At 65.2% G+C, this 24,133-nt stretch carries 19 protein-coding genes; 9 read left to right on the forward strand and 10 right to left on the reverse strand.

Annotated elements, in window-relative coordinates; translation table 11 throughout:
• Positions 1–102: 102 nt before the first annotated feature.
• Positions 103–3,012 (reverse strand): insulinase family protein, encoded by a 2,910-nt coding sequence (locus ACXAF3_RS08490; protein ID WP_475111863.1) that lies wholly within the window; start codon positions 3,010–3,012, stop codon positions 103–105.
• Between the two features lie 227 nt (positions 3,013–3,239).
• Between ACXAF3_RS08490 and ACXAF3_RS08495 the strand changes: the two genes are divergently transcribed.
• Genes ACXAF3_RS08495 through ACXAF3_RS08505 form a run of 3 tightly spaced genes read left to right on the forward strand, consistent with a single transcriptional unit; the run spans position 3,240 to position 5,055 of the window.
• The gene (locus ACXAF3_RS08495) at positions 3,240–3,953 is read left to right on the forward strand and encodes a DUF599 domain-containing protein (RefSeq protein ID WP_475111864.1); all 714 of its coding nucleotides are present in this window, start codon (positions 3,240–3,242) and stop codon (positions 3,951–3,953) included.
• 2 nt (positions 3,954–3,955) lie between these two features.
• The gene (locus tag ACXAF3_RS08500; RefSeq protein ID WP_475111865.1) at positions 3,956–4,279 is read left to right on the forward strand and encodes a MazG-like family protein; all 324 of its coding nucleotides are present in this window, start codon (positions 3,956–3,958) and stop codon (positions 4,277–4,279) included.
• Complete coding sequence (locus ACXAF3_RS08505; protein ID WP_475111866.1) at positions 4,276–5,055, forward strand: methyltransferase; 780 nt, start codon at positions 4,276–4,278, stop codon at positions 5,053–5,055. The genes ACXAF3_RS08500 and ACXAF3_RS08505 overlap by 4 nt, the downstream gene beginning before the upstream one ends.
• A gap of 1 nt (position 5,056) precedes the next feature.
• Here ACXAF3_RS08505 and ACXAF3_RS08510 read toward each other — a convergent pair whose 3' ends face one another.
• Positions 5,057–5,563: a DnaJ domain-containing protein gene (locus tag ACXAF3_RS08510; RefSeq protein WP_475111867.1), complete on the reverse strand. Its 507-nt coding sequence runs from the start codon at positions 5,561–5,563 to the stop codon at positions 5,057–5,059.
• Between the two features lie 38 nt (positions 5,564–5,601).
• Positions 5,602–6,867, reverse strand: a complete 1,266-nt coding sequence (locus ACXAF3_RS08515; protein WP_475111868.1) for a porin — start codon at positions 6,865–6,867, stop codon at positions 5,602–5,604.
• Positions 6,868–7,162: 295 nt separating this feature from the next.
• On the opposite strand from ACXAF3_RS08515, the gene ACXAF3_RS08520 reads away from it, so the two are divergent.
• The gene (locus ACXAF3_RS08520) at positions 7,163–7,777 is read left to right on the forward strand and encodes a class I SAM-dependent methyltransferase (protein ID WP_475111869.1); all 615 of its coding nucleotides are present in this window, start codon (positions 7,163–7,165) and stop codon (positions 7,775–7,777) included.
• A gap of 36 nt (positions 7,778–7,813) precedes the next feature.
• Positions 7,814–8,443: a peptide-methionine (S)-S-oxide reductase MsrA gene (gene msrA, locus ACXAF3_RS08525; protein WP_475111870.1), complete on the forward strand. Its 630-nt coding sequence runs from the start codon at positions 7,814–7,816 to the stop codon at positions 8,441–8,443.
• Positions 8,444–8,639: 196 nt separating this feature from the next.
• On the opposite strand, the gene ACXAF3_RS08530 is transcribed toward msrA, so the two are convergent.
• The 4 genes from ACXAF3_RS08530 to ACXAF3_RS08545 form a co-directional block, all read right to left on the reverse strand.
• Positions 8,640–9,488, reverse strand: coding sequence for a sulfurtransferase (locus ACXAF3_RS08530; protein ID WP_475111871.1), 849 nt, complete (start codon positions 9,486–9,488; stop codon positions 8,640–8,642).
• A gap of 143 nt (positions 9,489–9,631) precedes the next feature.
• A complete protein-coding gene (locus ACXAF3_RS08535) occupies positions 9,632–11,242 on the reverse strand; it encodes an alpha/beta fold hydrolase (RefSeq protein ID WP_475111872.1) in 1,611 nt (536 codons plus the stop codon).
• A 25-nt stretch (positions 11,243–11,267) separates the two neighbouring features.
• On the reverse strand, positions 11,268–11,885 hold the full coding sequence (locus ACXAF3_RS08540) for a trimeric intracellular cation channel family protein (RefSeq protein WP_475111873.1): 618 nt from the start codon (positions 11,883–11,885) through the stop codon (positions 11,268–11,270).
• A gap of 243 nt (positions 11,886–12,128) precedes the next feature.
• Positions 12,129–13,313, reverse strand: a complete 1,185-nt coding sequence (locus ACXAF3_RS08545) for an acyl-CoA dehydrogenase (RefSeq protein WP_475111874.1) — start codon at positions 13,311–13,313, stop codon at positions 12,129–12,131.
• 328 nt (positions 13,314–13,641) lie between these two features.
• Between ACXAF3_RS08545 and ACXAF3_RS08550 the strand changes: the two genes are divergently transcribed.
• The 3 genes from ACXAF3_RS08550 to ACXAF3_RS08560 are packed head-to-tail and all read left to right on the forward strand — an operon-like array spanning position 13,642 to position 19,423.
• On the forward strand, positions 13,642–15,087 hold the full coding sequence (locus ACXAF3_RS08550; protein WP_475111875.1) for an efflux transporter outer membrane subunit: 1,446 nt from the start codon (positions 13,642–13,644) through the stop codon (positions 15,085–15,087).
• On the forward strand, positions 15,084–16,286 hold the full coding sequence (locus ACXAF3_RS08555; protein WP_475111876.1) for an efflux RND transporter periplasmic adaptor subunit: 1,203 nt from the start codon (positions 15,084–15,086) through the stop codon (positions 16,284–16,286). Before ACXAF3_RS08550 ends, ACXAF3_RS08555 begins: the two co-directional genes overlap by 4 nt.
• Positions 16,283–19,423 carry an efflux RND transporter permease subunit gene (locus tag ACXAF3_RS08560; RefSeq protein ID WP_475111877.1) on the forward strand — a complete coding sequence of 1,047 codons (3,141 nt, stop codon included), beginning with the start codon at positions 16,283–16,285 and terminating at the stop codon, positions 19,421–19,423. Before ACXAF3_RS08555 ends, ACXAF3_RS08560 begins: the two co-directional genes overlap by 4 nt.
• A gap of 145 nt (positions 19,424–19,568) precedes the next feature.
• Here ACXAF3_RS08560 and ACXAF3_RS08565 read toward each other — a convergent pair whose 3' ends face one another.
• The 3 genes from ACXAF3_RS08565 to phhA form a co-directional block, all read right to left on the reverse strand.
• On the reverse strand, positions 19,569–20,738 hold the full coding sequence (locus ACXAF3_RS08565; protein WP_475111878.1) for a cation:proton antiporter: 1,170 nt from the start codon (positions 20,736–20,738) through the stop codon (positions 19,569–19,571).
• A 205-nt stretch (positions 20,739–20,943) separates the two neighbouring features.
• A complete protein-coding gene (locus ACXAF3_RS08570) occupies positions 20,944–21,414 on the reverse strand; it encodes an Lrp/AsnC family transcriptional regulator (protein WP_475111879.1) in 471 nt (156 codons plus the stop codon).
• Between the two features lie 263 nt (positions 21,415–21,677).
• On the reverse strand, positions 21,678–22,493 hold the full coding sequence (gene phhA, locus ACXAF3_RS08575) for a phenylalanine 4-monooxygenase (protein WP_475111880.1): 816 nt from the start codon (positions 22,491–22,493) through the stop codon (positions 21,678–21,680).
• 190 nt (positions 22,494–22,683) lie between these two features.
• On the opposite strand from phhA, the gene ACXAF3_RS08580 reads away from it, so the two are divergent.
• Positions 22,684–24,117, forward strand: coding sequence for a TyrR/PhhR family helix-turn-helix DNA-binding protein (locus ACXAF3_RS08580; RefSeq protein ID WP_475111881.1), 1,434 nt, complete (start codon positions 22,684–22,686; stop codon positions 24,115–24,117).
• The last annotated feature ends 16 nt before the right edge of the window (positions 24,118–24,133 follow it).

A 24,133-nucleotide genomic window follows, 5' to 3' on the forward strand; every position in this document is an offset into this window, starting at 1 on the left:
CCGCGATTGGGCCTGGCGGGCTGCGATTCGATCGACGGTGGATTCTTCCGGTATCGATCGCGGCCATGGGCCGCTCCTACAGGGGGCGTGTTTGGTGTTGGCTCAGAGCTTCTCTTCCCGCAGCTCCAGCTCGAGCCCCGCCTCGCGCCCCTGCACGCCGGTGACCACCGCGGTGCTGGCCTTCTCCGGCACCAGGTAGGTGGCGGCGACGCGCCGCAGGTCTTCCAGGCGCACTTCGGTCACGCGGCGGCGGAATTCCTGGCGCACCGCGTGGCTGCGGCCGTACAGGGCGGAGTGGAAGGCCTTCTTGGCCTCGCCGGCGGGGGAGCCGGGTTTGTCCAGGGCGCCGACCACGCCGAGTATCGCTTCCTCGACCTGTTCGTCACGGTGTTTCTCCTGCGCCAGCCACTCCAGCGACGCGTCGAAATCCTGCAGTGTCTCCGCCATGCGCGGGTCGCGGTAGGAGTAGAAGCGGAAGACGCCGATATTGCTGTCGTGGTTGGCACCGCCGCCGTAGGCACCGCCCTGCTCGCGAATGGTGCGGTGCAGGAAGCCGTTGCGCAGGAATCCGCCCAGCACGGACAGCGGCGCCGCGTCCGGGTGGGTCATCGGTACAGTGGCATAGGCCTTGGCACAGAAGTTGACCTGGCTGTTGGCAACCCACAGTTCGCGGATGTGGTGGGGGTCGAAGGGGGCGTTGGGGTCCGCCGCGGGCAGCGAGGTGTCGCGGCCGAGCGGCGCCAGGGCGCGGCTGAGTTCCGGCAGCTTGTCCTCTTCGCCTACCAGCAGGAACTGGCGTTCGGCGGCGAGGATCTTGTCGTGAATGGCCCTGAACTGGTCGGCGAGTCTTTCCAGCGCCCGTTCGTCCTCGAGTTCGCGCACCAGCGCCTTCAGTTGCCGCAGACCCAGCAGGCCGCCGCTGGCGTGGCTCTCGAAGGCGGCGCGGTTGTAGCCGGCGCTGGCGGCGGCCATGGCCAGTGCGTGGCCGTTGCCGACCACCCCCTGTTCGCGGCGCGCCAGTGTCTGTTGCAGCAGTTCCTTGATACGCGGCAGTTCGTCGAAGCGCACCGTTTCCATCGTGGCCTGCATCAGTTCGGTCAGCGCCGCCTGGTTGGCCGCCAGTGCCTTGCCGGAGAGCACGAAGTGGCCCTTCAGGCTGTGCAGGTCGTCGATGGCGGTGCGGCTGCTGGTAAAGCCGTGCAGGGCGCCGGCCACTCTGGCCTGCCACTGCTGGACCTCCAGGTAGTCCTTGTCACCGAGGCCGACTTCGCTCAGCACCTGGCAGTAGTAGGGCAGCAGCTGTTTTTCCTCCTCGCTGAACTCCGGCAGGGCACACACCAACTGCTGGTAGACGAGGCCGTTGGTACCGGCGCCGTAGCGGGTCAGCTTCTGCCCGCCCAGCTCGATTTCCTCGCCCTCCACCTTGGGCAGCTCCGGCGGTATGTCCTCGACGCCGACCTTGGGTAGGATGGAGGCGTCGTCCTCGCGCTGTTGCCGCTCGGCCAGGGCGCGGGCGGTCTGCAGTATCTGCTGTTTTTCCCCGTCGCTGAGCTTGGCCTTGATCTCGGCCAGCCGCGCCTTCTCCTCGGCCTCGCGGCGCGCCGCCAGCTGGTCGTCCGGCGACAGTACCAGGCGCACCCGGTGCTGGTTTTCCAGCAGCAGCTCGCGCACCTTGTCGGCGATAAAGCGCGGGTTCTTGATCTGCTCGCGCAGCTTTTCGAGGATGGGGTCGATATTCAGCAGGCCTATGGCGTCGCCGCGGTGGGTGGCGCCGGTCAGGGCGGTGAGGATCAGCTGCAGGCCGTAGGGGTAGCCGTCGCCGGTGATCTCCCGCTGGTGCAGTTCCAATTGGTGCAGGCTGGCGGCGACCTGTTCGTAGGGCACGCCGTTTTCCGCCACATCCTCCAGTACGGCCAGCACCTGCTTCTCCAGCGCTTCGGCGTGTTCGCGCTCGCTGCCCTCGATACCGCATACAAACACCAGCTCGCGCTGCGAGTCGTCCAGGCCCACCAGCGGCGAGGGCGCGGTGCCGAGATCGGTGGTCTCCAGCAGCTTCATCAGCGGTGAGGCGCTGTTGTCCAGCAGCACGCCGGACAGCAGGTGCGCGGTCAGCGACTCCTCCAGGTCGGTGACATCGCCGAGCAGCCAGCCGAGCACTATATGGGTCTTCCTCTCTAACGGCTCGCCGCTGAGCGGATAGCGCTCCTCCACCGCGATCGGCGCCGGGTAGCGGTCCTCGCGGCCCACGGCGATGACCTTGTGCAGCGGCTCGAATTTGTGCAGCGCCTTCTCCTCGAACGCGGCCTGGTGCTCGGCGGCGGGAATGTCGCCGAAGGTCATGAAAATGGCGTTGCTCGGGTGGTAGTGGGAGCGGTAAAACTCCACCAGTTGCTCATAGGTCAGCTTGGGGATATCCGCCGGGTCGCCGCCGGAGTTGTAGTGGTAGGTGGTGGTCGGGAACAGATATTTGCTCAGGGTCTGCCACAGCTGGGAGCTGACGGAGCTCATGGCGCCCTTCATCTCGTTGTAGACCACGCCCTTGTACACCAGCTCGCTGTCCGGATTGTCGCCGTCGGCAAACTCCAGCCGGTGGCCCTCCTGGGCGAAGTCCAGGGGATCCAGGCGCGCGAAGAAGACCGCGTCCAGGTAGACGTCGAGCAGGTTGTCGAAGTCCTTGCGGTTCTGGCTCGCGAAGGGGTAGGCGGTCCAGTCGGAGCTGGTAAAGGCGTTAATAAAGGTGTTCAGCGAGCGCCTTATCATCATGAAGAAGGGGTCCCGTACCGGGTACTTGTCGCTGCCGCACAGCGCCGTGTGCTCGAGGATATGGGCCACGCCGGTGGAATCCTGGGGGACGGTACGCAGTGCCACGAGAAAGACGTTTTCCGGGTTGTCGGCGGCGATATGCAGGTGCTGGGCACCGGTTTTCAAATGGCGGTACTCCTCGACGCGCACGCCGAGGGATTCGATTTCTGCGCTGGTAACCAGTTCAAAAGCGGGATGTGAGTTGCTCAAAAGACAGCTCCGTGGATTTATACGAATTCTGCGGACGGCGGCGCAGGAGGCTGCTCCGGCCCGGCGATCGGGGCGCTATTCTACCGTCTGGCCCTACCGGAAAAACAGCGCCGCGGCTGAAAAAGCGGAGTCGCGGCGGGCGGATTCCGGTGTTGACAAGGGTGCCACCAGGTCGAAGACTGCGCTGGTTTCCCCGGCATAAATGTAGACGAACACGGAGAGATAAGTTGTCCCTGTTGGATATCGCAAGCGTCATTGGCTTTTTTATAACCTGGGCGGGGTATACCGTCTTCGCGCGCAAGCGGGCCAAGGTCATCTGGTCGCTGTCCTCCTCGCTGCAGTGGTACCGGGTGGAGTGGATGCTGCGCATGCTGGAGCGGGATATGCGCATGCCGGACGCGGCCATTATCGGCAACCTGGAGCGGGTCATCGGCTTCTTCGCCTCCACCAGCATTCTGATCCTGGCGGGCCTGGTCACGGCGCTGACGGCCAACAAGGCCGCCATCGAGGTACTGAGCAGCCTGCCGTTCGCGGAGCAGACCACGGTTGCGCAGTTTGAGCTGAAGGTGCTGTTGCTGATACTGATTTTTATCTTCGCCTTTTTCAATTTCACCTGGTCGCTGCGCCAGTACTCCTTCGCCAACGTGCTGATCGGCGCGGCGCCGCCCGCGGACGCGGACGAGATCTCCGAGGAGGAGCGCCGCCGTTTCGCTATCAGCACCGCCAAGGTCATCGACCAGGCCGGGCACAGCTACAACTACGGCTTGCGCTCTTACTATTTCGCCATGGCGGTGATGGGCTGGTTTGTGCATCCGCTGCTGTTTGTCGCCGGCTATCTGCTCGTGGTGCGGGTGCTCTACCTGCGCGAGTTCCGCTCGCGCACGCTGCAGTCGATCCTGGCGGCGGAGGGCCGTTCCTTGGGGCAGGCGGTGGGGAAATAGACATGGACACCGATGAAATACTGGCGGCCTTCGACGAAATCGCGCGGGCGCGCGGCTGGCAGCCGCTGCACACGCCGAAGAACCTGGCTATGGCCCTGTCCGTGGAAGTGGCCGAGTTGTGCCGCCACCTTCAGTGGCGCGACGACGGGGATATCCAACGGCTGATGGAGACGGAGGCGTCCGCCGCGGTGGCCGCGGAGCTGGCGGATATCCAGATGTACCTGTGCAAGCTGGCCGCGACCCTGGGTGTGGATATGGAGCGGGCGCTGCGCGACAAGATGGCCGAGAACCGGCGCCGCTGCGCCGCGGGAGCCGGCCCCCGATGATGGGCGACCGCAATTTCGACGATCTGGCGCACCGCTTCCGCAACCGCATCTATGGCGGCCTGAAGGGGGATATCCGCCTGGCCGTGTTGAACCGGGATCTGGCGCCGGTGCTGGCGGGGGCGGGGCGGGCGCTAAAAATCGTCGATGCCGGCGGCGGCCAGGGGCAGTTCGCACTGGATCTGGCCGAAGGCGGGCACCGGGTTTTCCTCGCCGATATTTCCGCCCAGATGCTGGAACAGGCCGCGCAGCGGGTGGAAGAGCGGCAGTTACAGGAGCGGGTGACCCTGCTGCACAGGCCGCTACAGGAGCTGTCGGCGCTGCCGGAGCTGCAGGGCGCCGATCTGGTGATCTGCCACGCGGTTCTGGAGTGGCTGGCCCGGCCGAAACAGGCCGTCGAGCAGTTGCGCGCCCTGCTCGGGCCCGGCGGTTACCTGTCCCTGACTTTCTACAACCGCCGCGCGCTGGAGTTCCGGCTGCTGCAGCGCGGCAGCTTCCGCCAACTGGACCGCAATATCGAATCCGACCACTGGGGCGGCCATCCCGGCAGCCTGACGCCCCAGAATCCGCTGCTGCTGGAGTGGGTGCAGGACTGGCTGGCGCAGGCCGGGCTGAGTGTCGTCGCCCACAGCGGCATCCGTTGCTTTCACGACTTTATGACACCGGCGATCCGGGACAAGCTGCCGGCGGCGGCGATCGTGGAGAAGGAGTTGCAGTATTCCCGCGTGGACCCCTACCGGCAGCTGGCGCGCTATATCCACCTGCTGTGCCGGTTGTAGGCTAAAGATCGCGCAGCAGCAGCTCCTTGGCGGCATTGACGCGCGAGGCGAGGTAGTCGTTGCCGCCCCGGTCCGGGTGCAGCTTCTGGATCAGTTTGCGGTGGGCGCCGATGATTTCGTCGCGGCTGGCATCCGCGCTGACGCCGAGGATCCGGCGTGCCTCGGTGGGCGTCAGGGGCGGGGGCTTGTCGGCGCCGCCGGTGTGCTCCTCCCCTTTTTTCTGCCCCCGCCTGGCCTGGGCATGTTTGGCGATCAGCGGCGCCAGCCACGGCAGGTGCCGGCCGAGCCAGCTCAGGCAGCGACCGAGAACCGGGAGGACCAGCGCTATGGCCGCGGCCACCCAGTGCAGGCGTCCGCTGATGGCGAGCAGCACCGCCGCCAACGCGAGGCCGATCAGCAGCCACTGCAACAACAGCTTGCGCCTCTGCTGCGGAGGACTGGCTATGAATTTTTGCCACGCCAGCCAGGCGAATATGCCAACGGCGATCAGCAGGATAATGCGGCCCAACGGAAATTCTCTCTCTAGTAGGCTGGGCCGCTAGCTTATCAGATATCGACCCTTACGCCTGCGGCGATAAAGTCGCCCGTCTGTTGGGCCACTTCGTTGCTGTCGTCGATACCGCCCTCGAGGTACAGCCGCACCCGCTCGTTCCACTGGTAGTTGAAACCGAGGAAAAACTTGCCCAGGCGGTAGCTGTCGCCGGTGACCAGTGCCGGGTGGAAGACGTCGTCGTCGTGGGATTTGAGCAGGTTGTGGCCGCCGTAAACCGTGTAGCAGTTGTAGGCGCCCCAGGTGTAGCCGACGAAGCTTTCGGAGCCGATGGCGTTGAAGAAGTTGGTGGCGCCCATGGTCGATCCGGGCGGGGCTATCTCGTTGTTGTGCGAGCGGTGCCAGTTGAAGGCGGCGTAGAGCCCTTTCTGGTAGGGGCCGGTACCGTAGGCGATGCCGCCGATAAAGGCAAAATCGCTGCTGGACGCGTTGATCACCACATCATCCCGGATCAGTATCCGGTTGTCCCCATCGGAGAGTTCGAAAAGCAGGCCGCGGTCGGTAAAAAGATCCAGATTGACCCGATTGTAAGCGGCGCCGAAAAACCAGCCTGCGCCGACATCCAGCTTGTAGGTCAGCGAGGCACCGCGAGACAGGCCGTACTCGCAGTCCCCCGGCGGGCACACCAGCAGGGTGTTGATTCCGCTGACGCCCATGACCTCGATAACCAGGTCCGCGACGTGCGCCGCGTACTGCAACCCTATCTGGAATTCTCCGCCGAGGCCCTTCCAGTCCTTGCGCCAGGTGAGTGCGGCATCGGCGCGCCCGGTACCGGTGATACCGCCGTCTCCGCCGAGGGCGAAGGCGCCGCTGGCCAAGCCCCCGGACACGTTGTACCAGTCGGTGATACCCGCCACGTCGTAATAGACGGCCCACTGCTTGCCGACGGCAAAATCGCCCCACAGCTCGTGCTTGGCATAGGCGTGGCCCTGTCGAACAGCCAGCGGGTCTGCGCGCTCCCCCGCCTCCGCCTGCTGGTCGCCGGATATTACGATTTGCTGATTGGGGGATACCAGCAGCAGCCCCCACTCGATATTGAACCCGACATTCCACTTGTCGTAGGCGGGCACGTCGAGGTTGAAGCCGAGACGCGAGGCGCCATCGATCAGTTCCGTGCTGCCATCGATATTGATCTGATGAGTGGTCAGATAACCGTGGATGTAGAGGGCAACTTCTTTTGACTCGTACACCGGTAACGCATGGCTGTCGGTCGCGGTCAGTGCGGCGAGGCCGGCAAGGCCAATCGGAATTAACTTGCGCATCTCTCTTTGAACAGCTTCCCTGTCGTGCATTTGCGGTTATTTCGTGAGCGGTCGACCTAAAAGGTAGTTCAGTAAATCCATGCGGTGATTCCCGGCTAAACTCGAGAAGGCGTTTTTGGCGGCCCTCGCCTTCTAGTGGCGGCGCAATACCCGATTCTTTTCGGTTAGTGGCGAGGGCGATCGGAGTGGGCGCCAAGGCGCATATCCACAGGGGCGGCTGAAAGCGGGTGTGTTTGCCGTTAGACTTACGTGTTTTTCCACAGCTACCCTACTTAACAGGAGGTGCCCTCGCACTATGTCTTCCCGCCAACTCAGCCGTCGCCTATTCGGTTTGACTGTTCGCCAGAATGCGCACCCGGACATGCGCCGCCTGCGGCGGGAGGCCGGGGAAGCCAGCCTGCACGGCAACAAGTTCTGGAAGAGCTCCTGCCTGACGATGGATTACCTGAAGAAGAATCCGCCGCGAAAGGGGGTGCGGGTATTGGATCTGGGGTGCGGCTGGGGGCTGGGGGGTATCTTCTGCGCCAAGCAGTTCGGGGCCAGGGTAACCGGTCTGGATGCGGACCCGAGTGTCTTCCCGTTTGCGCATTACCACGCCGAGCTGAATGGTGTGGAGCTGGAAACCTGGCGCTGCCGCTACGAGAAGGTGACCAAGGCCGACCTGGCCAGATTCGACCTGGTGATCGGTACCGATATCTGTTTTTGGGATCAGCTGGAGCCGGCGCTGTACAATCTTACCCGCCGCGCCCTGCGCGCCGGCGTAGAGCGGGTTGTCCTGTCCGATCCGGGGCGCTCGCCATTTCGCCGCCTGGCGGAGCGCGCGGAGGATAAGTTGGGGGCCCTATACCGGGAGTGGAGCGTCAGCCGGCCGTTGAAGGCCAGCGGCTGTATTCTGGAAGTAGGCAGTTAGTTTGCCCGAACCGGGTTTTGTTGTCAGAGGTCGAGAATGCAATACGACAAGTTCACCATTCCAAGTCCGGAAGAAGCGCTGCCCGGCCGCGACGAGGCGATGCCGATCAGCGGCGTGCACCATGTGAACGGCCACACGATGGTGGAGCCCTTTCCCGCGGGGCTGGAGAAGGCGATGTTCGGCATGGGCTGCTTCTGGGGCGCGGAGCGGCTGTTCTGGGAGATAGACGGCGTCTACAGTACCGCGGTGGGCTATGCCGGCGGCAGCACGCCGAACCCGAACTACCGCGAGGTGTGCAGTGGCGGCACCGGCCACGCGGAGGTGGTGCTGGTGGTCTTCGATCCGCAAAAAGTGACCTACGGCGAACTGCTGCGCCGCTTCTGGGAGGAGCACGACCCGACCCAGGGTATGCGCCAGGGCAACGACCTGGGCACCCAGTACCGCTCCTGTATCTACTGCTTCGGCGACGAACAGCTGCAGGCGGCGCGGGAGACGGAGGCGCGCTTCCAGGAGGCGCTGAAGGCGCAGGGGCTCGGCGCGATCACCACCGAGATAGCCCCGGCGCCCAGCTTCTACTACGCCGAGGAGGATCACCAGCAGTACCTGGCCAAGAATCCGGACGGCTACTGCGGTTTGGCCGGCACCGGCGCCTGTCTGCTGCGCTGATTGCCGATCATCGAACACCTCGTTGTGTAGGAGCGGCCGTGGGCCGCGATCGGGGTGCCGCCGGGTGAATCACTTCGAACGATCCTGTTGCCGGTCTGGGATTTATCGCAGCCCCCGGGTCTGGATCGCGGCCCACGGCCGCTCCTACAGGGGATAAGGCATCACAGGGGATAGGGGCCGTTATTTGCCGAGCCCGTCACTCGGCCCTGTCCTCTGCCCGCGGATGAATAATATGCGCGCACCAATCGCTCCAACTGCCCGGATAGAGCAGGGCGTCGGTGCGCCCGATCAGATGCAGTGAGAAGAGATTCACGCAGGCGGTGACGCCGGAACCGCAGTAGTTCACCAGCCGCTCGTCGGCCGGAATATCCTGCCAGTGCGCCAGCAGCTCGGCGCGGGACTTGATGCGCCCGTCGTCGTTGGTCACACCCTGCCAGGGTTTGTTGATGGCCGATGGAATATGTCCGGCGATGGGGTCCAGCGGCTCCTCGATACCGGCGAAGCGCTGCGCATCGCGGGCATCGACCAGTTGCCAGGGCGGGTTGTCCAGCCGGCTGTATATCTGCTGGTGATCGACCAGGCCGCCGTCCCGGGCTGCGGCGACGAAGTCGCCCCGCGGGGGCTCGGCGCTGTCGCCGCTTTGCAGGGGCAGCCCGGCCTCGCGCCACGCGTTGAGCCCACCGTCCAGCACCGCGACCTTCTCGTGACCAAAATGGTGGAACAGGAACCAGGCGCGGGCGGCAAAGGCGAGGCGGTGATCGTCGTAGACGACGACAAGGGTGTCGCGCTTGACGCCGATCCGCCGCGCGAAATGCTGAAAGGCTCGCGCACTCGGCAGCGGGTGGCGGCCGCCGTAGCGGCCCGGGGGGGCGGAAAGGTCCCGGTGCAGGCTGGCGTAGCGGGCCCCGGGAATATGTCCGCCGGCAAACGCGCGGGCACCGGCCTCCGGGTCGCTCAGGTCGTAGCGGCAATCCAGGATTGCCACCGGCGCCGCCGGATCCAGATCCGCCAGCGCGGAGACTTCGATTACTGCCTTGTCGCTCATGCTCGTCGTGTGGGTGCGCTTATCGTTGTTATAGGGGGAAATTAAGCGCAACCGGGAACTTTGTCCAGCCAGTGGGTCAGGTGCCCGCGAAAAGTCCCCGCAGCTATCCAGTTTGTGTACGGGCGCGGATGCTCGTTAAGCGATCAGTGCTGTTGGCTGTACTGGCCATCCGCCGCTGCTTCGCCACCGGCCGGCGCCCCCTCGCCGGTGGGCAGCTGGCCGGCGATCTCCTCCCGGCGGCAGGCCTCGACCGATTCCCTCTGGTCGGCGGCGGGGTCGTCGAGGAACTGCGCCGCCGCCTGCTCGGCGCAGTTGCTCGCCGAGATGATGTCATGGGCCAGCTGCGGGAACAGCAGCCACTGGTGATTGGGGAGTTTGCGCCGCGCCTTGTCCGCCTCGTCGGCGGCCAGTACCGGGTCCAGGCCACCGTGCAGCAGCATGACCGGCAGCGGCGTGGCTATGGCTTTGGATTCCTGTAGCGGCGCTGAGGGTATCGCCCAGATACGGCACTGCATCTGCATCAGTTCTATATCCGCGCGCACCGCGCCGCCGAGAATGCCGCTTTCCTCCGCGCTGGCACGGGCTTTGTCAAAGTCGACAAAGGGCGCCTCTTCGTAGCAGAAATGGCTGACACCGGCGGCATCGCCGAAATAGGGATCGAGGATGATGTCCATGAAATTTGCCGTGGCCCGTTGCACCGGCTCCAGATCCGCCTCTTCGCCGCCCTCCAGCGCCTCGATCAACCTGGGCAGATCGTCGAGAAAATTCTCGTCGTACAGCGCCTGGAAGACTACCCGCAGCAGCCGCTGGCCGGACAGGACGAAAGGGTATTCGCCGTCGGCGTAGCGGTGTTTGGTGGGGATGGTGCGCGGGTTTTCGTCCAGTGACTGCACCAGGTTTTCCAGGCGCCGGCGCAGATCCGGGTAGCGGCTGTTACAGAGCTTGTCTTCGATGCAGTGCTGCAATCCCCGCTGGTAGGCCGCCAGTGAATCCTTGGCCAGGTGTTGGACGTAGGATATCTGTGGGAATACGGCGCTGTTCAACACCAGTGCACGCACCGAGTCCGGGTAGTCCCTGGCCAGGGTCAGGGCGTAGCGGGAGGCGTAGGAGACGCCGTACAGGTTGAATTTCTCGACGCCCAACTGCCGGCGCAGGGCTTCCACGTCGCGGGCGACAGTGGCGCTGTTGTACTGGGCCAGGTCGGCCACCTTGCTCAGGCGGCTGTAACAGCGCTCCAGGCTGAAGGTGAACACCCGCGCCTCTTCGTCGGGGGAGAGGTTGCGCTGGAAGGCGGTGTGGGCGTCCTCGATAAACTCGCTGCAGCTCAGGCGCGGGCGGGCCATGCCGGTGCCACGGGGGTCCATCAGGATCAGGTCGCGGCCGCTGTCCACGGTCATCGCGGCGTAGTTGGCCCAGAGCCACTCGCTGGCGTTTTCCGGCTCGAGTCCCAGGCTGGCGCCGGGTCCGCCGGCGCCCAGGTGCAGCAGCGGCAGCTTGTCGGCATCCGGCTCGGCGGCGAGGAAGCGCACCACCGGGAACTGGACCTTGCGCCCTGACGGTTTGGCGTAGTTCTCCGGCACTTCCATCATAAAGCACTGGGTCACCGGCCAGCTGTCGTCGGTTTCGAACCAGCAGGGCTTGGGAATCAGGCGTGTGGGGTTGTCGGCGACGCCCGGTTGTGCGGGCCGGTCGCAGGCGCTGGCCAGCAGGCACAGGAGGAGTAGGGCGGCTTTCTGAAGACGGGATTCACACACTGCGAAATTACCTGTGAAAGACGGATCAGTTGTTGCCGAAGCGCGCGATGGGCGCGGACAGGTTCCAGCGCAGCGCCGCGAGTCGAATCGACAGGGTGACCAGCATGGCGACCGCGACCACCACCTCGCCCGGCACCCTGCCGCTGGCATCGAGCAGTACCAGTACCGCTGCGCCGCTCAGGGCCGCGGTGGCGTAGATCTCGCGGCGCAGCAGCAGCGGTATGTCGCCGGCGAGTATGTCGCGGATCAATCCGCCGAAGGTGCCGGTCATCACCCCCATCACTATCGCGATGGCGGGGGAGTGGCCCAGCTCCAGCACCTTCTGGGTGCCGATCACGACGAATACCGCCAGGCCCATCGCGTCGGCGATCATCAGCAGACGCATGGGTACCTGCAGGTAGCGGATCAGGTAGAAGCTGACCACGCCGGTGGTGGCCGCTATCCACAGGTAGTGGCTGTCCTGCAGCCAGAATACCGGAATATTCAGAATCATGTCGCGCGTGGTGCCGCCGCCGGTGGCGGTCACGCAGGCCAGTACCACGGCCCCGAACAGGTCCATCTGCTTGTGGCCGGCGGCCAGTACGCCGGTAAAGGCGAAGACCACTATGCCGATTAGATCGAACCAGTACAGCAGTTGTTCCATAGATATTCAGCTGTGTTGGGCGGCTTTCGCAGGGTGGGATATGTGGTTTCGGGGCGTCCCTGCTGCCGCGGGGCATTTCGCGGGACAAGCCGTGAATACAGCCGTGTAGGCTCTAATCGGCATCCATGCCTCATAAGGTCCCGCGAAATGCCCCGCGGCAGAGGGCCTTCGCATTGCACTTAGATATTCTTTTCAACGGTAGGGGCGAACCCTGTGTTCGCCCCACGGACCGCAGGTCCGGTTTTAGAAAAACGCCTGCAAACCGGTCTGTGCGCGCCCCAGGATCAGCGCGTGCACATCGTGGGTGCCCTCGTAGGTATTCACCGCCTCCAGGTTCATCACGTGGCGGATCACGTGGAACTCGTCGGCGATACCGTTGCCGCCGTGCATATCGCGGGCCACGCGGGCGATATCCAGGGCCTTGCCGCAGTTGTTGCGCTTGACCAGGGAGATCATGGTGGGATCGAACTGCTTGTCCTCATCCATGATGCGGCCGACGCGCAGCGACGCCTGCAGGCCGAGCGTGATTTCGGTCTGCATGTCGGCGAGCTTCTTCTGGAACAGCTGCGTCTGTGCCAGCGGCTTGTTGAACTGCTTGCGGTCCAGGCCGTACTGGCGAGCGGCGTGCCAGCAGTACTCGGCGGCGCCGATGGCGCCCCAGGAGATGCCGTAGCGGGCGCGGTTCAGACAGCCGAAGGGGCCGCGCAGGCCGCCGATCTCGGGGAACTTGTTTTCCTCGGGCACGAACACATTGTCCATCACGATTTCGCCGGTGATAGATGCGCGCAGGGAGAACTTGCCCTCGATCTTCGGCGCGGAGAGGCCCTCCATGCCCTTGTCGAGGATAAAGCCGCGGATCACGCCCTCGTCGTCCTTGGCCCAGACCACGAAGACGTCGGCGATGGGGCTGTTGGTGATCCACATCTTGGAGCCGGTCAGGCGGTAGCCGCCGTCCACCTTCTTGGCGCGGGTTTTCATGCCGCCGGGATCGGAGCCTGCGTCCGGCTCGGTCAGGCCGAAGCAGCCCACCCACTCGCCGGTGGCCAGCTTGGGCAGGTATTTCTGCTTCTGCGCTTCGCTGCCGTAGGCGGAAATCGGGTACATCACCAGGCTGGACTGCACGCTCATCGCGGAGCGGTAGCCGGAGTCCACGCGCTCGACCTCGCGCGCAACCAGGCCGTAGGAGACGTAGTTCAGGCCGGCACAGCCGTAGCCCTCGATAGTGGAGCCGAGCAGGCCCAGTTCGCCCATTTCACGCATGATTTCGCGGTCGAAGATCTCGTGGCGGTTGGCCTCCAGAACGCGCGGCATCAGTTTGGTCTGGCAGTACTCGCGCGCCGTGTCGCGCACCATGCGCTCTTCGTCGCTCAGCTGGCGGTCCAGCAGCAGGATGTCGTCCCAGTGGGCGAGGGGCTGATGTTTACTCATGCTGTATCTCGTCTACTTCCGTTATTGATTTCGGCTGGCGTGTCCGGCCAGCGCAATTGTGTGGCCGCTTAGAGCTCTGCGGCGGGGATCGCGGTCAGTTGCGCCGCGGCCATCCCGGCGCCAGGCCCAATGACCGACCAGTTTAGTGTGGCGCATCATACCTAAGTAGGGGCGCCGGAGCACTCCCGGCAGTGCCAAATTTTGCGCGACTTTTGCCAATAAAGCGTAAACAACCGTAAATCTGCTTGCAGGGGTAAATACGAATTCCATAATTAGAGCAATAATTTTCCAAGTTTCACGCTAATCCAGACACTTTGGTGAGTTTTCCTTGCGTTTTTCCCGCCTAGTCGCGATTTGTCTGCCGCTGCTTACCGCCTGTGCCTCACAGCCCCTGCCGCCGGATCTGGCGCGCGAGACCCTGGGGTTGCCGGACAGCTTCCGCACCTCGGGCAATGTGGCGCCGGAGATACGCTGGTGGCGCAGCTTCGGCGATCCGCAGATGGATCGGCTGGTAGGGCTGGCGCTGCAGGGCAGCCCCGACCTGCAGGCTACCCTGTGGCGGCTGCAGCAGGCGGAGGCGGCCGCCCGGGGCGCCCGCGCCGGTTTTTGGCCGCGACTGACCGCGGGGCTGGAAAATATCGAGCAGCGCCGCTCCTCCGCCGACGGCTTCGATTTCTCCGGCGGTGAGAACGAGGGCAACAGCTGGAGCGGGCGGCTGGCGGCCAGCTACGAGGTGGACCTGTGGGGGCGGGTGCGCGCCGGCGCCCGCGCCGCGGAGGCGGGCCGCCTGGCGCAGGAGCAGAACCTGCAGACCGCCGCGCTGAGCCTGGCGGCGGAGGTCTGTATCACCTGGCTGCAGCTGCGCGAGCAGTGGGGGCAGCGGGATCTGCTGCAACAGCAGCTGGAGACTAACCGCAAGACGCTGCGCGTCCTCGAACTGCGTTTCGGCCGCGGTGCCAGCGCCGCTGCCGATGTGCTGCAGCAGCGCCAGCTGGTGCAGCAGTCCGAGCAGGAGCTGCAGCAGGTGGAGGCGGATATCGAGACCCTCAAGGTCCAGCTGGCGACGCTGCTCGGGGTTGCGGAAAACGAACTGGACGGCCAGCTGCAGGCTGCCGCCGGCCTGCCGCCGATGCCGGCGCTGCCGGATACCGGCGTGCCCGCCCGCCTGTTGCTGCGGCGCCCGGATGTGCAGCGGGCGCAGCGGGAACTGCTGCAGGGTTACTACCTGGCGGATCAGGCCTGGGCGGAGCGGCTGCCGGTGATCAGCCTGTCCGCCATCGCCACCGGCGGCGGCTCATCGATCGGCGATATCAGCAAAGACTGGCTGCTGACCATTACCGCGGCGGCGGAGGGCGTCATCTTCGACGGCGGCCAACTGGCCGCGGCGCAGGCGCAGCAGGACGCGCTTCTACAGGAGCGCTGGGCCCTGTACCGCGGCGCGGTGATTCAGGCGCTTTCGGAAGTGGAGCGGGCGCTGATCCGCGAGCGCGCGATCGAGGAGCGCCTCGCCCACCTGCGCGAGCGCGAGCGCCTCTCCGATCTGATCGTCGTGCGCCAGCGGCGCGCTTACGCCCGCGGCGCGGTGGACTTTCTCAATGTGCTGACCGCAACCAACGAACAGCAAAGCTTGGCGCGCCAGATCCTGAGCGCGCGGCGCGAACTGATGGAGAACCGGGTCACCCTCTACCGGGCGCTCTCCGGCGGCCTTCCGCAAGAAGATCTGCCGGCGGCGCAACCGGTGGAGTTGAAGCAGTACCGGGAGGGGAATACTTGATACTGAAGCGGCTCAACTGGAATTTTGTCGTACCGGTAGCCCTGATTCTGCTGGCGTTGCTGATCGCCATCTGGCTGATGCGGGAAAAACCGACCCTGAGCCGCGGCGAGCGCAAGGCGCCGCCGCCGACCGTGGAAGTGGTGCGGGCGCAGCGCGGGCGCTTTCCGCCGACCGTTGCGGCGCTGGGCCGGGTCGCCGCGCGGGAGTTCGTGGAGCTCGAACCCCAGGTGGAGGGGCGTGTGGAGTGGCTCGACTACGACCTGGGGCCGGGCGCGATACTGGCGAAAGACCAGCTGCTGCTGCGCATAGAGCAGGAGCCCTACCAGCTGGCGTTGCAGACCGCGCGCAGTAGCCTCGCCGAGCGCCGCGCGGAATTGCAGCAGGAGCAGGGGCAGCACCAGGTGGCGAGAGAGGAATACGAGCTGCTGGGCAGCTCGCTGCCGGAGGCGGACCGCGCGCTGGTGTTGCGAGAGCCGCAACTGGCCGCGGCCAGGGCGCGGCTGGACGCGGCCGAGGCACAGCTGCGCCTGGCCCAGCGGAACCTGCGCCTGACGCAGATCCGCGCACCATTTACCGCGCTGCTGGTCAGCCGCAGTGTCGATATCGGCGATCGCGTCGCCCCGGGCAGGGTGCTCTACAGTCTCGCCGGCGCCGAGCGCTTCCAGATCGAGGTGGAGGTGCCGGCGCTGGCGCTGGAGCGGCTGAGCAGCCCCGCCGCGGTGCGTATCCGCGGCAGTCAGTGGCCGGCCGGCGCGTACCGCGACGGCGAGTTCGTGCGTGTGATCCCGGTGCTGGAGGAGCAGGGGCGACTGGCGCGGCTGCTGGTGGAACTGCCGGACCCGCTGGCCATCGAGGATCCGGCCCGGCCGCGACTGCTGCTCAACGACCTGGCGCGGGTGGAGATCACCGGCCGCGCCGAGCGGGAGCGGGTGCGCGTGCCGCTGAGCGCGGTGCAGGACGGTGACCGGGTGTGGCTGGTGCGGGACAACCGCATCGCGATCCGCGCGATAGAAATCGCCTACCTGAACGGTGACTACGCGGTGCTGGAGAGCGGCCTGGACGGCGGCGAGACACTGGTGACCACGCGGCTCGCCACGGTGACCGACGGCATGCCGGTACAGGTCGCCGGCGCCGAGGGCGACCCGGCGCGCGGGCGCGCGCAGCCGGCGCCGGAGAGCGAAAAGGGGGAGCGCGGATGAGCCAGGGCGGTGTAGACAGGCTCCGAGTGGATACCCGCGCCGGCGCCATCGCGTGGATGGCGCACAACCATGTGACGGCGAACCTGCTGATGCTGGTGTTTATCGCCGGCGGCCTGATCTTCTCCCTGACGGTCAAAAAGGAGGTCTTCCCCGAGTTCAGCCTGGATATGGTCAGCGTGCAGATCAGTTATCCAGGTGCCAGCCCGGCAGAGGTCGAGCGGGGCGTGCTGGTTGCGGCGGAGCAGGCGGTGCAGGGCATCGCCGGTATCAAGGAGATGCGCGGCGCCGCCTCGGAGGGCAGCGCGACACTGACCCTGGAGCTGGACGAGGACGCCAACGCGAACCAGGTCTACCAGGATGTACAGCAGGCCATCGACAGGGTCACCACCTTCCCGTCGGATATCGAGCGGCCCCAGGTAAGCCTGGCGGAGCGCAAGCGCGACGTTATGGATCTGGTCATTCACGGCGACCTCGACGAGCGCACCCTGCGCGATATTGCGATGCAGGTCTACGAGCGGCTGGAGGCGCACCCGCAGATCACCCAGTTGGAGACTTCCGGCGTGCGCGACTTCGAAGTCGCGGTGGAAGTGGACCGCGACGACCTGCGCCGCTACGGCCTGACACTGCCGGCGGTGGCGCAGCTGGTGCGCGACGCCGCCGTCGACGTGCCCGCCGGCGGGGTCAAATCCGAGGCCGGCGAGATACTGGTGCGGGTGACGGAGCGGCGCGACTGGGCGCGGGAGTTCGGCGATATAGTCGTGGCCCGCGGCAGTGGTGGCGGCAGTGTCTACCTGCGCGATATCGCCACCATTCGCGACACCCTAGTCGATGAGCCGCGCGATATGCTGTTCAACGGCCAGCCGGCGGTGGGTATCGATATCTTCCGCATCGGTGAGCAGACGCCGATGAGCGTCAGCGAAGCGGCGCGCGAGGTGCTGGCGGAACTGGAGCGCACGCTGCCGCCCGGGGTACATATCAGTATCCGAGACGACGATTCGGAGATTTTCAAAGAGCGCCTGTCGCTGCTGCTGAAGAACGGATTTATCGGCCTGCTGCTGGTATTTGTCGTGCTGGGCGCCTTCCTCGAATTGCGCCTCGCCTTCTGGGTGACCCTGGGAATACCCACCAGCTTTCTCGGCGCGCTGCTGTTCCTGCCGATACTGGATATCTCGGTGAACATGGTCAGCATGTTCGCGTTCATTATCGCGCTCGGCATAGTGGTGGACGATGCGATCATCGCCGGGGAAAACATCCACGAGTGGCGCCGGCTCGGCTACAGCAACCTGGAGGCGGCCATCTGCGGTGCGCGCCAGGTGGCGGTGCCACTGACCTTCGCCATCCTGACCAATATCGTCGCCTTTATTCCGCTGATGCACCTGCCGGGCTTTATGGGCAAGATCTTCGGCATCATTCCGTTTGTGGTCGGATCGGTCTTCGTCATTTCCTGGGTGGAGGCGCTGTTTATCCTGCCGGCCCACCTGGCACACTCGCGCCGCGGTTACAAGAATGGCTGGGCGCGGCGCATTGCCGCGCGGCAGAAAATCATCGCGCGCAGCCTGGACAGCTTCGTCGAGGTGCGCTTCAAGCCGCTGTTGGATCTCTGTGTGCGCCACCGCTACACCACCATTGCGGTGGCGGTGGCTACACTGCTCGTGGTCGGTGGCTATGCGGCCAGTGGGCGCATGGGCTTCACGCTGATGCCGAAGGTGGAGCGGGATACCGGCCGCGTACAGGTCAATTTCCCGCCGGGCACCGCGGAGCAGCAACTGGCGCAGGCGCGCAGCCAGATAATGGCGGCGGCGGAGCGCGTGCTGGCGGAAACCGACCGGGAGCGCGTTTTCCTCGGCATGCGCGGGCTGGTGCGGGAAAACAATGTACAGGTGGATGTGTACCTGGTGCCCTCGGACCAGCGCCCCTTCACCACCGGCGAGTTTGTGCGCAAGTGGCGCCGCGAGGTGGGGCCGGTGCCCGGCGCTATCAGTTCCAGTTTTGCCGCCGACCGCGGCGGCCCGGGCGCGGGTGCGGCCCTGACGGTGGAGTTGAGCCACACCGATACGGGGATACTGGAGGAGGCGGCACAGCGGCTGGCGCACGAGCTGCAGAAGTTTCCCGCAGTCAGCGATATAGACGCGGGCATCTCACTGGGCAAGCAGCAGCTGGATCTGACCCTGACCGAAACGGCGAAGAGTCTCGGCCTCAGCGCGGAGGAAATAGGGCGGCAGCTGCGCGCGTCCCTGTACGGCGCCGAAGCCATGCGCCAACAGCGCGGCCGCGACCAGGTGAAGGTCATGGTGCGCCTGCCGGAACATCAGCGGGTTGGGCTGGACGATGTTTCGAGCATTATGATCCGCGCCGGCAACGGCCTCTGGCTGCCGCTGCCGGATCTGGTCGAGGTGGACAAGGGGCGCGCCTATGCGACGGTCAACCGCCGCGCCGGCCGCCGCGTTATGACGGTGACGGCCGATGTGGACCCGCCGGACCAGGCGGCACTGGTGATCAACGAGCTGGAACGCAGCGTGATGCCGCAGCTGCGGGCCGAGTTCGCGGGCCTCGGGGTCTCCTACGAGGGGCGCCAGGCGGAGGAGCGCGAGGGGCTCGCCTCGCTGGGGCTGACCTTTTCCCTGACCATGGCGGCGCTCTACCTGCTGCTGGCGATTCCGCTGAAAAGCTATATTCAGCCGCTGACGGTGATGGTCGCGATTCCGTTCGGCGTCATAGGTGCGCTGCTCGGCCATCTGATCATGGGCTACGGCCTCAGCATGGTGAGCCTGCTGGGCATGGTGGCGCTGGCCGGGGTGGTGATCAACGATACCCTGGTAATGATCGAGTACGGCAACCGCCTGCGGGAGGAGGGCACAGACATCGCCGACGCGATCAAGCGCGCCGCTGCGCGCCGCTTCCGCCCGATTATCCTGACCACGGTGACCACCTTCTGCGGCCTGATGCCGATGATTTTCGAAACCTCGGTGCAGGCGCGCTTTATGATTCCGATGGCGATTTCCCTCGGCTACGGCATACTCGCGGCGACCACCATCTCACTGCTGCTGGTGCCCTGCCTGTACCTGATGTTCGCGAAGGATATACCGCAGTTGTTCGGCTACTTGCGGCGCAACAGCAGAAACCCCGCCGGTGCGTAGGATGGGCAAAAGAGAGGACGTGCCCATCGCTGCACCTGATGGGCACGCTGCGCTTTGCCCATCCTACATCTGATCGGCGTCCATGCCTTATAAGGGCCCGCAAGAAGCCAGCGGCAGCGGGACCTTCGCATCTCGCCCGAATTCATTAATCCCGGCGCAGCTCGTCCTTGATCGCGATCGGGTTGGGGAAGTTCATCACCACTATGTAGGAGGAGACCAGGAAGGTCAGTATCGCCGTGGCCTGGATCAGGTGTGAGGCGGCGCTGCCGATCAGGTTGTGGCTGAAGGCGAGGAAGGCGATCAGCAGCGAGAATTCGCTGATCTGTCCGAGGCGGAATCCGATATCCCAGGCCAGCACCTTGTGCTCGCTCTGGTTGCCGAGCAGGTAGCGGAACACCACCGGCTTGATCAGCAGCACCGCGGCCGCGGTGACCAGTGCGGGCAGCGCGATTTCCGGCACCATCGACAGTTTGAATTGGGCCCCGAGGCTGAAGAAAAACAGGATCAGGAAGAAATCCCGCAGCGGTTTCAGGCTCAGGGCTATGTACTGGGAAATGGGGCTGGTGGCCAGGGTGATGCCGGCGATAAAGGCGCCGATTTCCCGCGACAGCCCGAGAATCTCCGCCAGTTCCGCCAGCCCCATACACCAGCCCAGCGCGAGCAGAAATACGTATTCGTGAAAGCGGTCGAAGCGGGTGAACAGCGGCAGCAGCAGGTACTTCACCACCACCCAGGCGAAGAATACCAGCAGGGGCAGGGCGGCAAAGGACAGGCCCAGCTGCGCCAGGTCCATCTCGCCGGTGCTGCCGGAGATCAGGATCATCAGGCAGGCGATGGCGACAAAGTCCTGAAACAGCAGCAGGCCCACCATCATTTCACCCAGGTGCTTGTGGTGCAGCACCGTGGTGGGCAGCAGCTTGATACCGATGATGGTGCTGGAAAACATCAGCGCCATGCCGATCACCCAGGATTCGGTGTCGGTAAAGCCGAACAGCCGCCCGATACCGAAACCCAGGCCGAGAAAAAGCACACAGCTGATAATGCCGACGAAGGTGGCCTTGCGCAGCACCGAGAGCAGCGCCTGCGGCTGCATATCGAGGCCGAGCAGGAACAACAGGAAGATGATGCCGACGCTGGACATCTCCGCCAGCAGCTGCACATTGTCCACCACTGCGAGGCCGGACGGGCCGAGCAGTACGCCGAGGGCGATATAGGCCACCAGTAGCGGCTGGCGTCCGAACAGTGCCAGGGACGCGACTATGGCCGCGCCGCTAAAGATCAGGAAAAAGGACTGGAAGAGAGAGTGTTCCGCCACTGGACATCCTTGCGTGTTGGGCAATGAGCTCCATTATCCATAGATGTTGGTACGGCTGGAACAGCGGGGGGGATTCCGGAGGCCCCAATGGTGCGGTAGGGGCGGGGGGGGGGGGGGGGGGGGGTTTGGGGGTCTGGGTTGTTTTTTGGTTGTTTAAGTGCGCTGGCTCCACCCCCCCGCCCGCTCCTACAGGAGAGCAGGGGCGTTACTCGCCGGGCGGTATCGGCAGCTCGGTAGTGCTCTTGATCTGCTCCAGCGCAAAGTTGGAGATGATATCGCTGATACCCACGCGGCGGATCAACTCCTTGTAGAAGCGATCGTAGGCGGCGATATCGCTGACCACTATGCGGAGCAGGTAGTCGTAGTCGCCGGCCATGCGGTAGCAGTCCACCACCTCGGGCAGCTCCGCCATATGGGCGGCAAACGCATCGGCCCACTCGGGGGTGTGCTGGTCCGTCTTGACCTGGGCGAAGACCGAAACCGGCAGCCCCAGAATCTCGGCGTTCAGCAGTGCCACCTTGCGACGGATAATGCCGCTCTTTTCCAGCTTCTGTACGCGGCGCCAGCAGGGGGTTTTGGTCAGGCCCACGCGCTCTGCCAGCTCTTCGATGGAGAGGCTGACATCCGACTGCAAGATGGCAAGCAGTTGTCGATCAATCGCGTCGAGTGAAGACATAATTCTACAAAGCTCCGTCAACTTCGGGGCCGTGTATCCCTGAGCGACAAGTCGGGCGCCGTCACTGGCGCGGCTACCTCTTTCGGTGGTCCCATGGATTGAGTGTAGTGGAGTTATCCGCCTTTCGGGGATGGTTGGGCTCACACCGCACCCACCGATGTAACGATAGGCTCCGATTGATCGTGTTGGTAGCGAAATATTTCAGTGCGAGTGGTTGGCGGTGGATGTAGGAGCGGCCCGGGGCCGCTCCTGCAGGCGGGGGCTTAGGCCGCGTCCTTCGGCGGGAAGCGCGGTTCGAACAGGCCCAGTTCCATGGCTTGGTGCACCTTGGCCATCAGGTCAATCTCGGTCAGTTGCTGCAGCTGCTGCAGGTCGTCGAGCACATAGTAGATCGGCTGCACTATATCGATGCGGTAGGGGGTGCGCAGCGCGTCCAGCACATCGAAGTCGTAGCGTTCGGGCTCGCCGCTCAGTGCGTACATCGTCTCCTTCGGCGACGACAGGATACCGCCGCCGTAGATGCGCAGGCCGTCCTTGGTGTTGATCAGGCCGAATTCCACCGTGAACCAGTAGAGGCGGGCCAGATAGGCGCGCTCTTTGGGGCTCGCGTTCAGGCCCAGCTCGCCGTACTTCTGCGTGAAGTTGGCGAAGGATGGGTTGGTCAGCATGGCACAGTGGCCGAAGATCTCGTGGAAGATATCCGGCTCCTGCAGGTAGTCGAACTCCTCCGGGGTGCGGATAAAGGTCGCCACCGGGAACTTGCGCTCTGCGAGCAGCCCGAAGAAGGTCTCGAAGCCGATCAGCGCCGGTACCCGGGCCACCTCCCAGCCGGTTTCGCGGCGCAACACGTCGCTGATCTCGTGCAGCTGCGGAATGCGGTCGCGGGGCAGGTCCAGCAGTTCCAGGCCGTGCAAGTATTCGTCGCAGGCGCGCCCGGGCACCACTTTCAGTTGGCGTTCGATCAGCCGCTGCCAGGTCTGGTGCTCCAGGTCGGAATAGTGGATAAAACCCCGCTCGTCCGGCTTGCGCGCGACGTATTTGCTGGGCTTTTTCCCTGCTTTCTTGGCATCTTGCTTCATGAGTCTGCTCCCGCGGCCTGTCGGCCGACCCCGCCGGGCCGGTACCGGATCGCCGCTCTGTGGTTGTTGTTATCTGTGTCCCCTATTTTTAGTCAGCGGAGCCGCGGCCGGGGAGGGCGGGAGTCCCTCTCTTGAAGCGCTCGCCGCGCCGGCGCTACACTTTCTGTAAACTTATTTTTACAGGTGGACCGTGCGAGTCGAAATAACCTGCGCCAACCGTGTCGGCATATTGCATGAAATAATGCAGATCTTCGGCGAATACCGAATAAACGTGACGTCGGGCGAGCTGGGCGGTGACAGTGGGGACAAGGTCTACCTGTCGGCGCCGAGCATGCTCGCCACCCAGTACCAGACCATCGAGAAGTCCCTGCTCAGGGTGCCGGGCGTGCAGCGGGTGCGGCGCATCGCGCTGATCCCGTCCGAGCGGCGCCACTTCGAACTGGACACCCTGCTGCGCCATGTGGCCGACCCGGTGCTGTCGGTGGACCGGGAGGGGCGGGTGGTGGCCGCCAATCTGGCCGCGGCGCGGGCCTTCGGCGTCAGTCTGGATAAGGTGCCGGGCCTGCAGCTTCAGCGCTTTCTGCCGCTGATGCAGGTGGCGGAGCTGTTGCGGGACTTTGCGGTACCGCGCTACGGCCTGCCGGTGACGGTGCGCGGCCGCGCCTATCGTATGGAGTGGTCACCGATCGCGCTGGCGGAGGGACGCGGCGGCCCCGGCGCGGTGGACTCCCTGGCCGGCGCCGTGCTGACGCTGCAGCGCTGGGATTCGGATCAGTCGCTGGGCGATCTGCCGCGACCGCTGCCGCTGTGGGATTTCGACCGCCGCCGCGAGAGTTGCCTGCAGCTGCAGGAGCTGGCCGCCCTGAGTGCGCCGCTGCTGATCTCCGGCGAGCGGGGCAGCGGCAAGAGCACCTTCGCCGCCGGGCTGCACTATCTGTCACCGCAGGCGGCCACCGGCGACTGCCACCGCTGTGTGCCGAACGGCGGCAGAGTATCGCTGCCCGCGCGGCCGCGCCCGGCGGGCACATTGATTGTCGAAGATCTGCACCGCCTGTCCGCTCCGGCGCAGTTGGCGCTGGTGCGCGAGCTGCGGGAGTTGCCGCCGCAGCTGAGGCTGGTCGGCACCTGTGGCGATGTCGAGCGGCTGGAGCCGGCACTGGCGCAGGTCTTCTCGTCGCTGGCGCTGTCGCTGCCGCCGCTGAGAGGCATGCGCCCTGCGCTGGACCGCTTCGCGACGGCCCTGCTGCGCCAGGAATTTGCCGGGGAGGCTCCGCCGCCACTGCGGGATGAGGTGCTGGCGCTGCTCAAGCGGCATGACTGGCCGGACAATTTCAATGGTTTCGGCGACTATTTGCGCGCGGCGGCGCGCCGCAGCCGCGCGCGCGGCGCGGCGGAAATCGAACTTGCGGACCTGCCGGATCTGGCCCTGTGCGCGCGGCTGCCTTGGCGCGACTGGAGCCGCGGGTTGACCTACCGGGAAATCATGGAGCAACTGGAAAGGGCGCTGCTCAGCGACCTGGCCGCCGCTCAGGGCTCCACCCGGGAGCTGGCCAAGCGCCTCGGTATCTCACACACGGCGGTGGCGAACAAACTGCGCAAATACGGCCTGCGGCGGAATGCATAGAGGGCGGTTTCGAGAC

This window comes from Microbulbifer sp. ABF4_143 (assembly GCF_056160225.1).

Bases quoted from the DNA above. Each gene is read 5' to 3' on its own strand.
- ACXAF3_RS08500 (WP_475111865.1), top strand. From the start codon at position 3,956: ATGGACACCGATGAAATACTGGCGGCCTTCGACGAAATCGCGCGGGCG.
- ACXAF3_RS08505 (WP_475111866.1), top strand. From the start codon at position 4,276: ATGATGGGCGACCGCAATTTCGACGATCTGGCGCACCGCTTCCGCAAC.
- ACXAF3_RS08515 (WP_475111868.1), bottom strand. From the start codon at position 6,867: ATGCGCAAGTTAATTCCGATTGGCCTTGCCGGCCTCGCCGCACTGACC.
- ACXAF3_RS08520 (WP_475111869.1), top strand. From the start codon at position 7,163: ATGTCTTCCCGCCAACTCAGCCGTCGCCTATTCGGTTTGACTGTTCGC.
- msrA (WP_475111870.1), top strand. From the start codon at position 7,814: ATGCAATACGACAAGTTCACCATTCCAAGTCCGGAAGAAGCGCTGCCC.
- ACXAF3_RS08530 (WP_475111871.1), bottom strand. From the start codon at position 9,488: ATGAGCGACAAGGCAGTAATCGAAGTCTCCGCGCTGGCGGATCTGGAT.
- ACXAF3_RS08540 (WP_475111873.1), bottom strand. From the start codon at position 11,885: ATGGAACAACTGCTGTACTGGTTCGATCTAATCGGCATAGTGGTCTTC.
- ACXAF3_RS08545 (WP_475111874.1), bottom strand. From the start codon at position 13,313: ATGAGTAAACATCAGCCCCTCGCCCACTGGGACGACATCCTGCTGCTG.
- ACXAF3_RS08560 (WP_475111877.1), top strand. From the start codon at position 16,283: ATGAGCCAGGGCGGTGTAGACAGGCTCCGAGTGGATACCCGCGCCGGC.
- ACXAF3_RS08570 (WP_475111879.1), bottom strand. From the start codon at position 21,414: ATGTCTTCACTCGACGCGATTGATCGACAACTGCTTGCCATCTTGCAG.
- phhA (WP_475111880.1), bottom strand. From the start codon at position 22,493: ATGAAGCAAGATGCCAAGAAAGCAGGGAAAAAGCCCAGCAAATACGTC.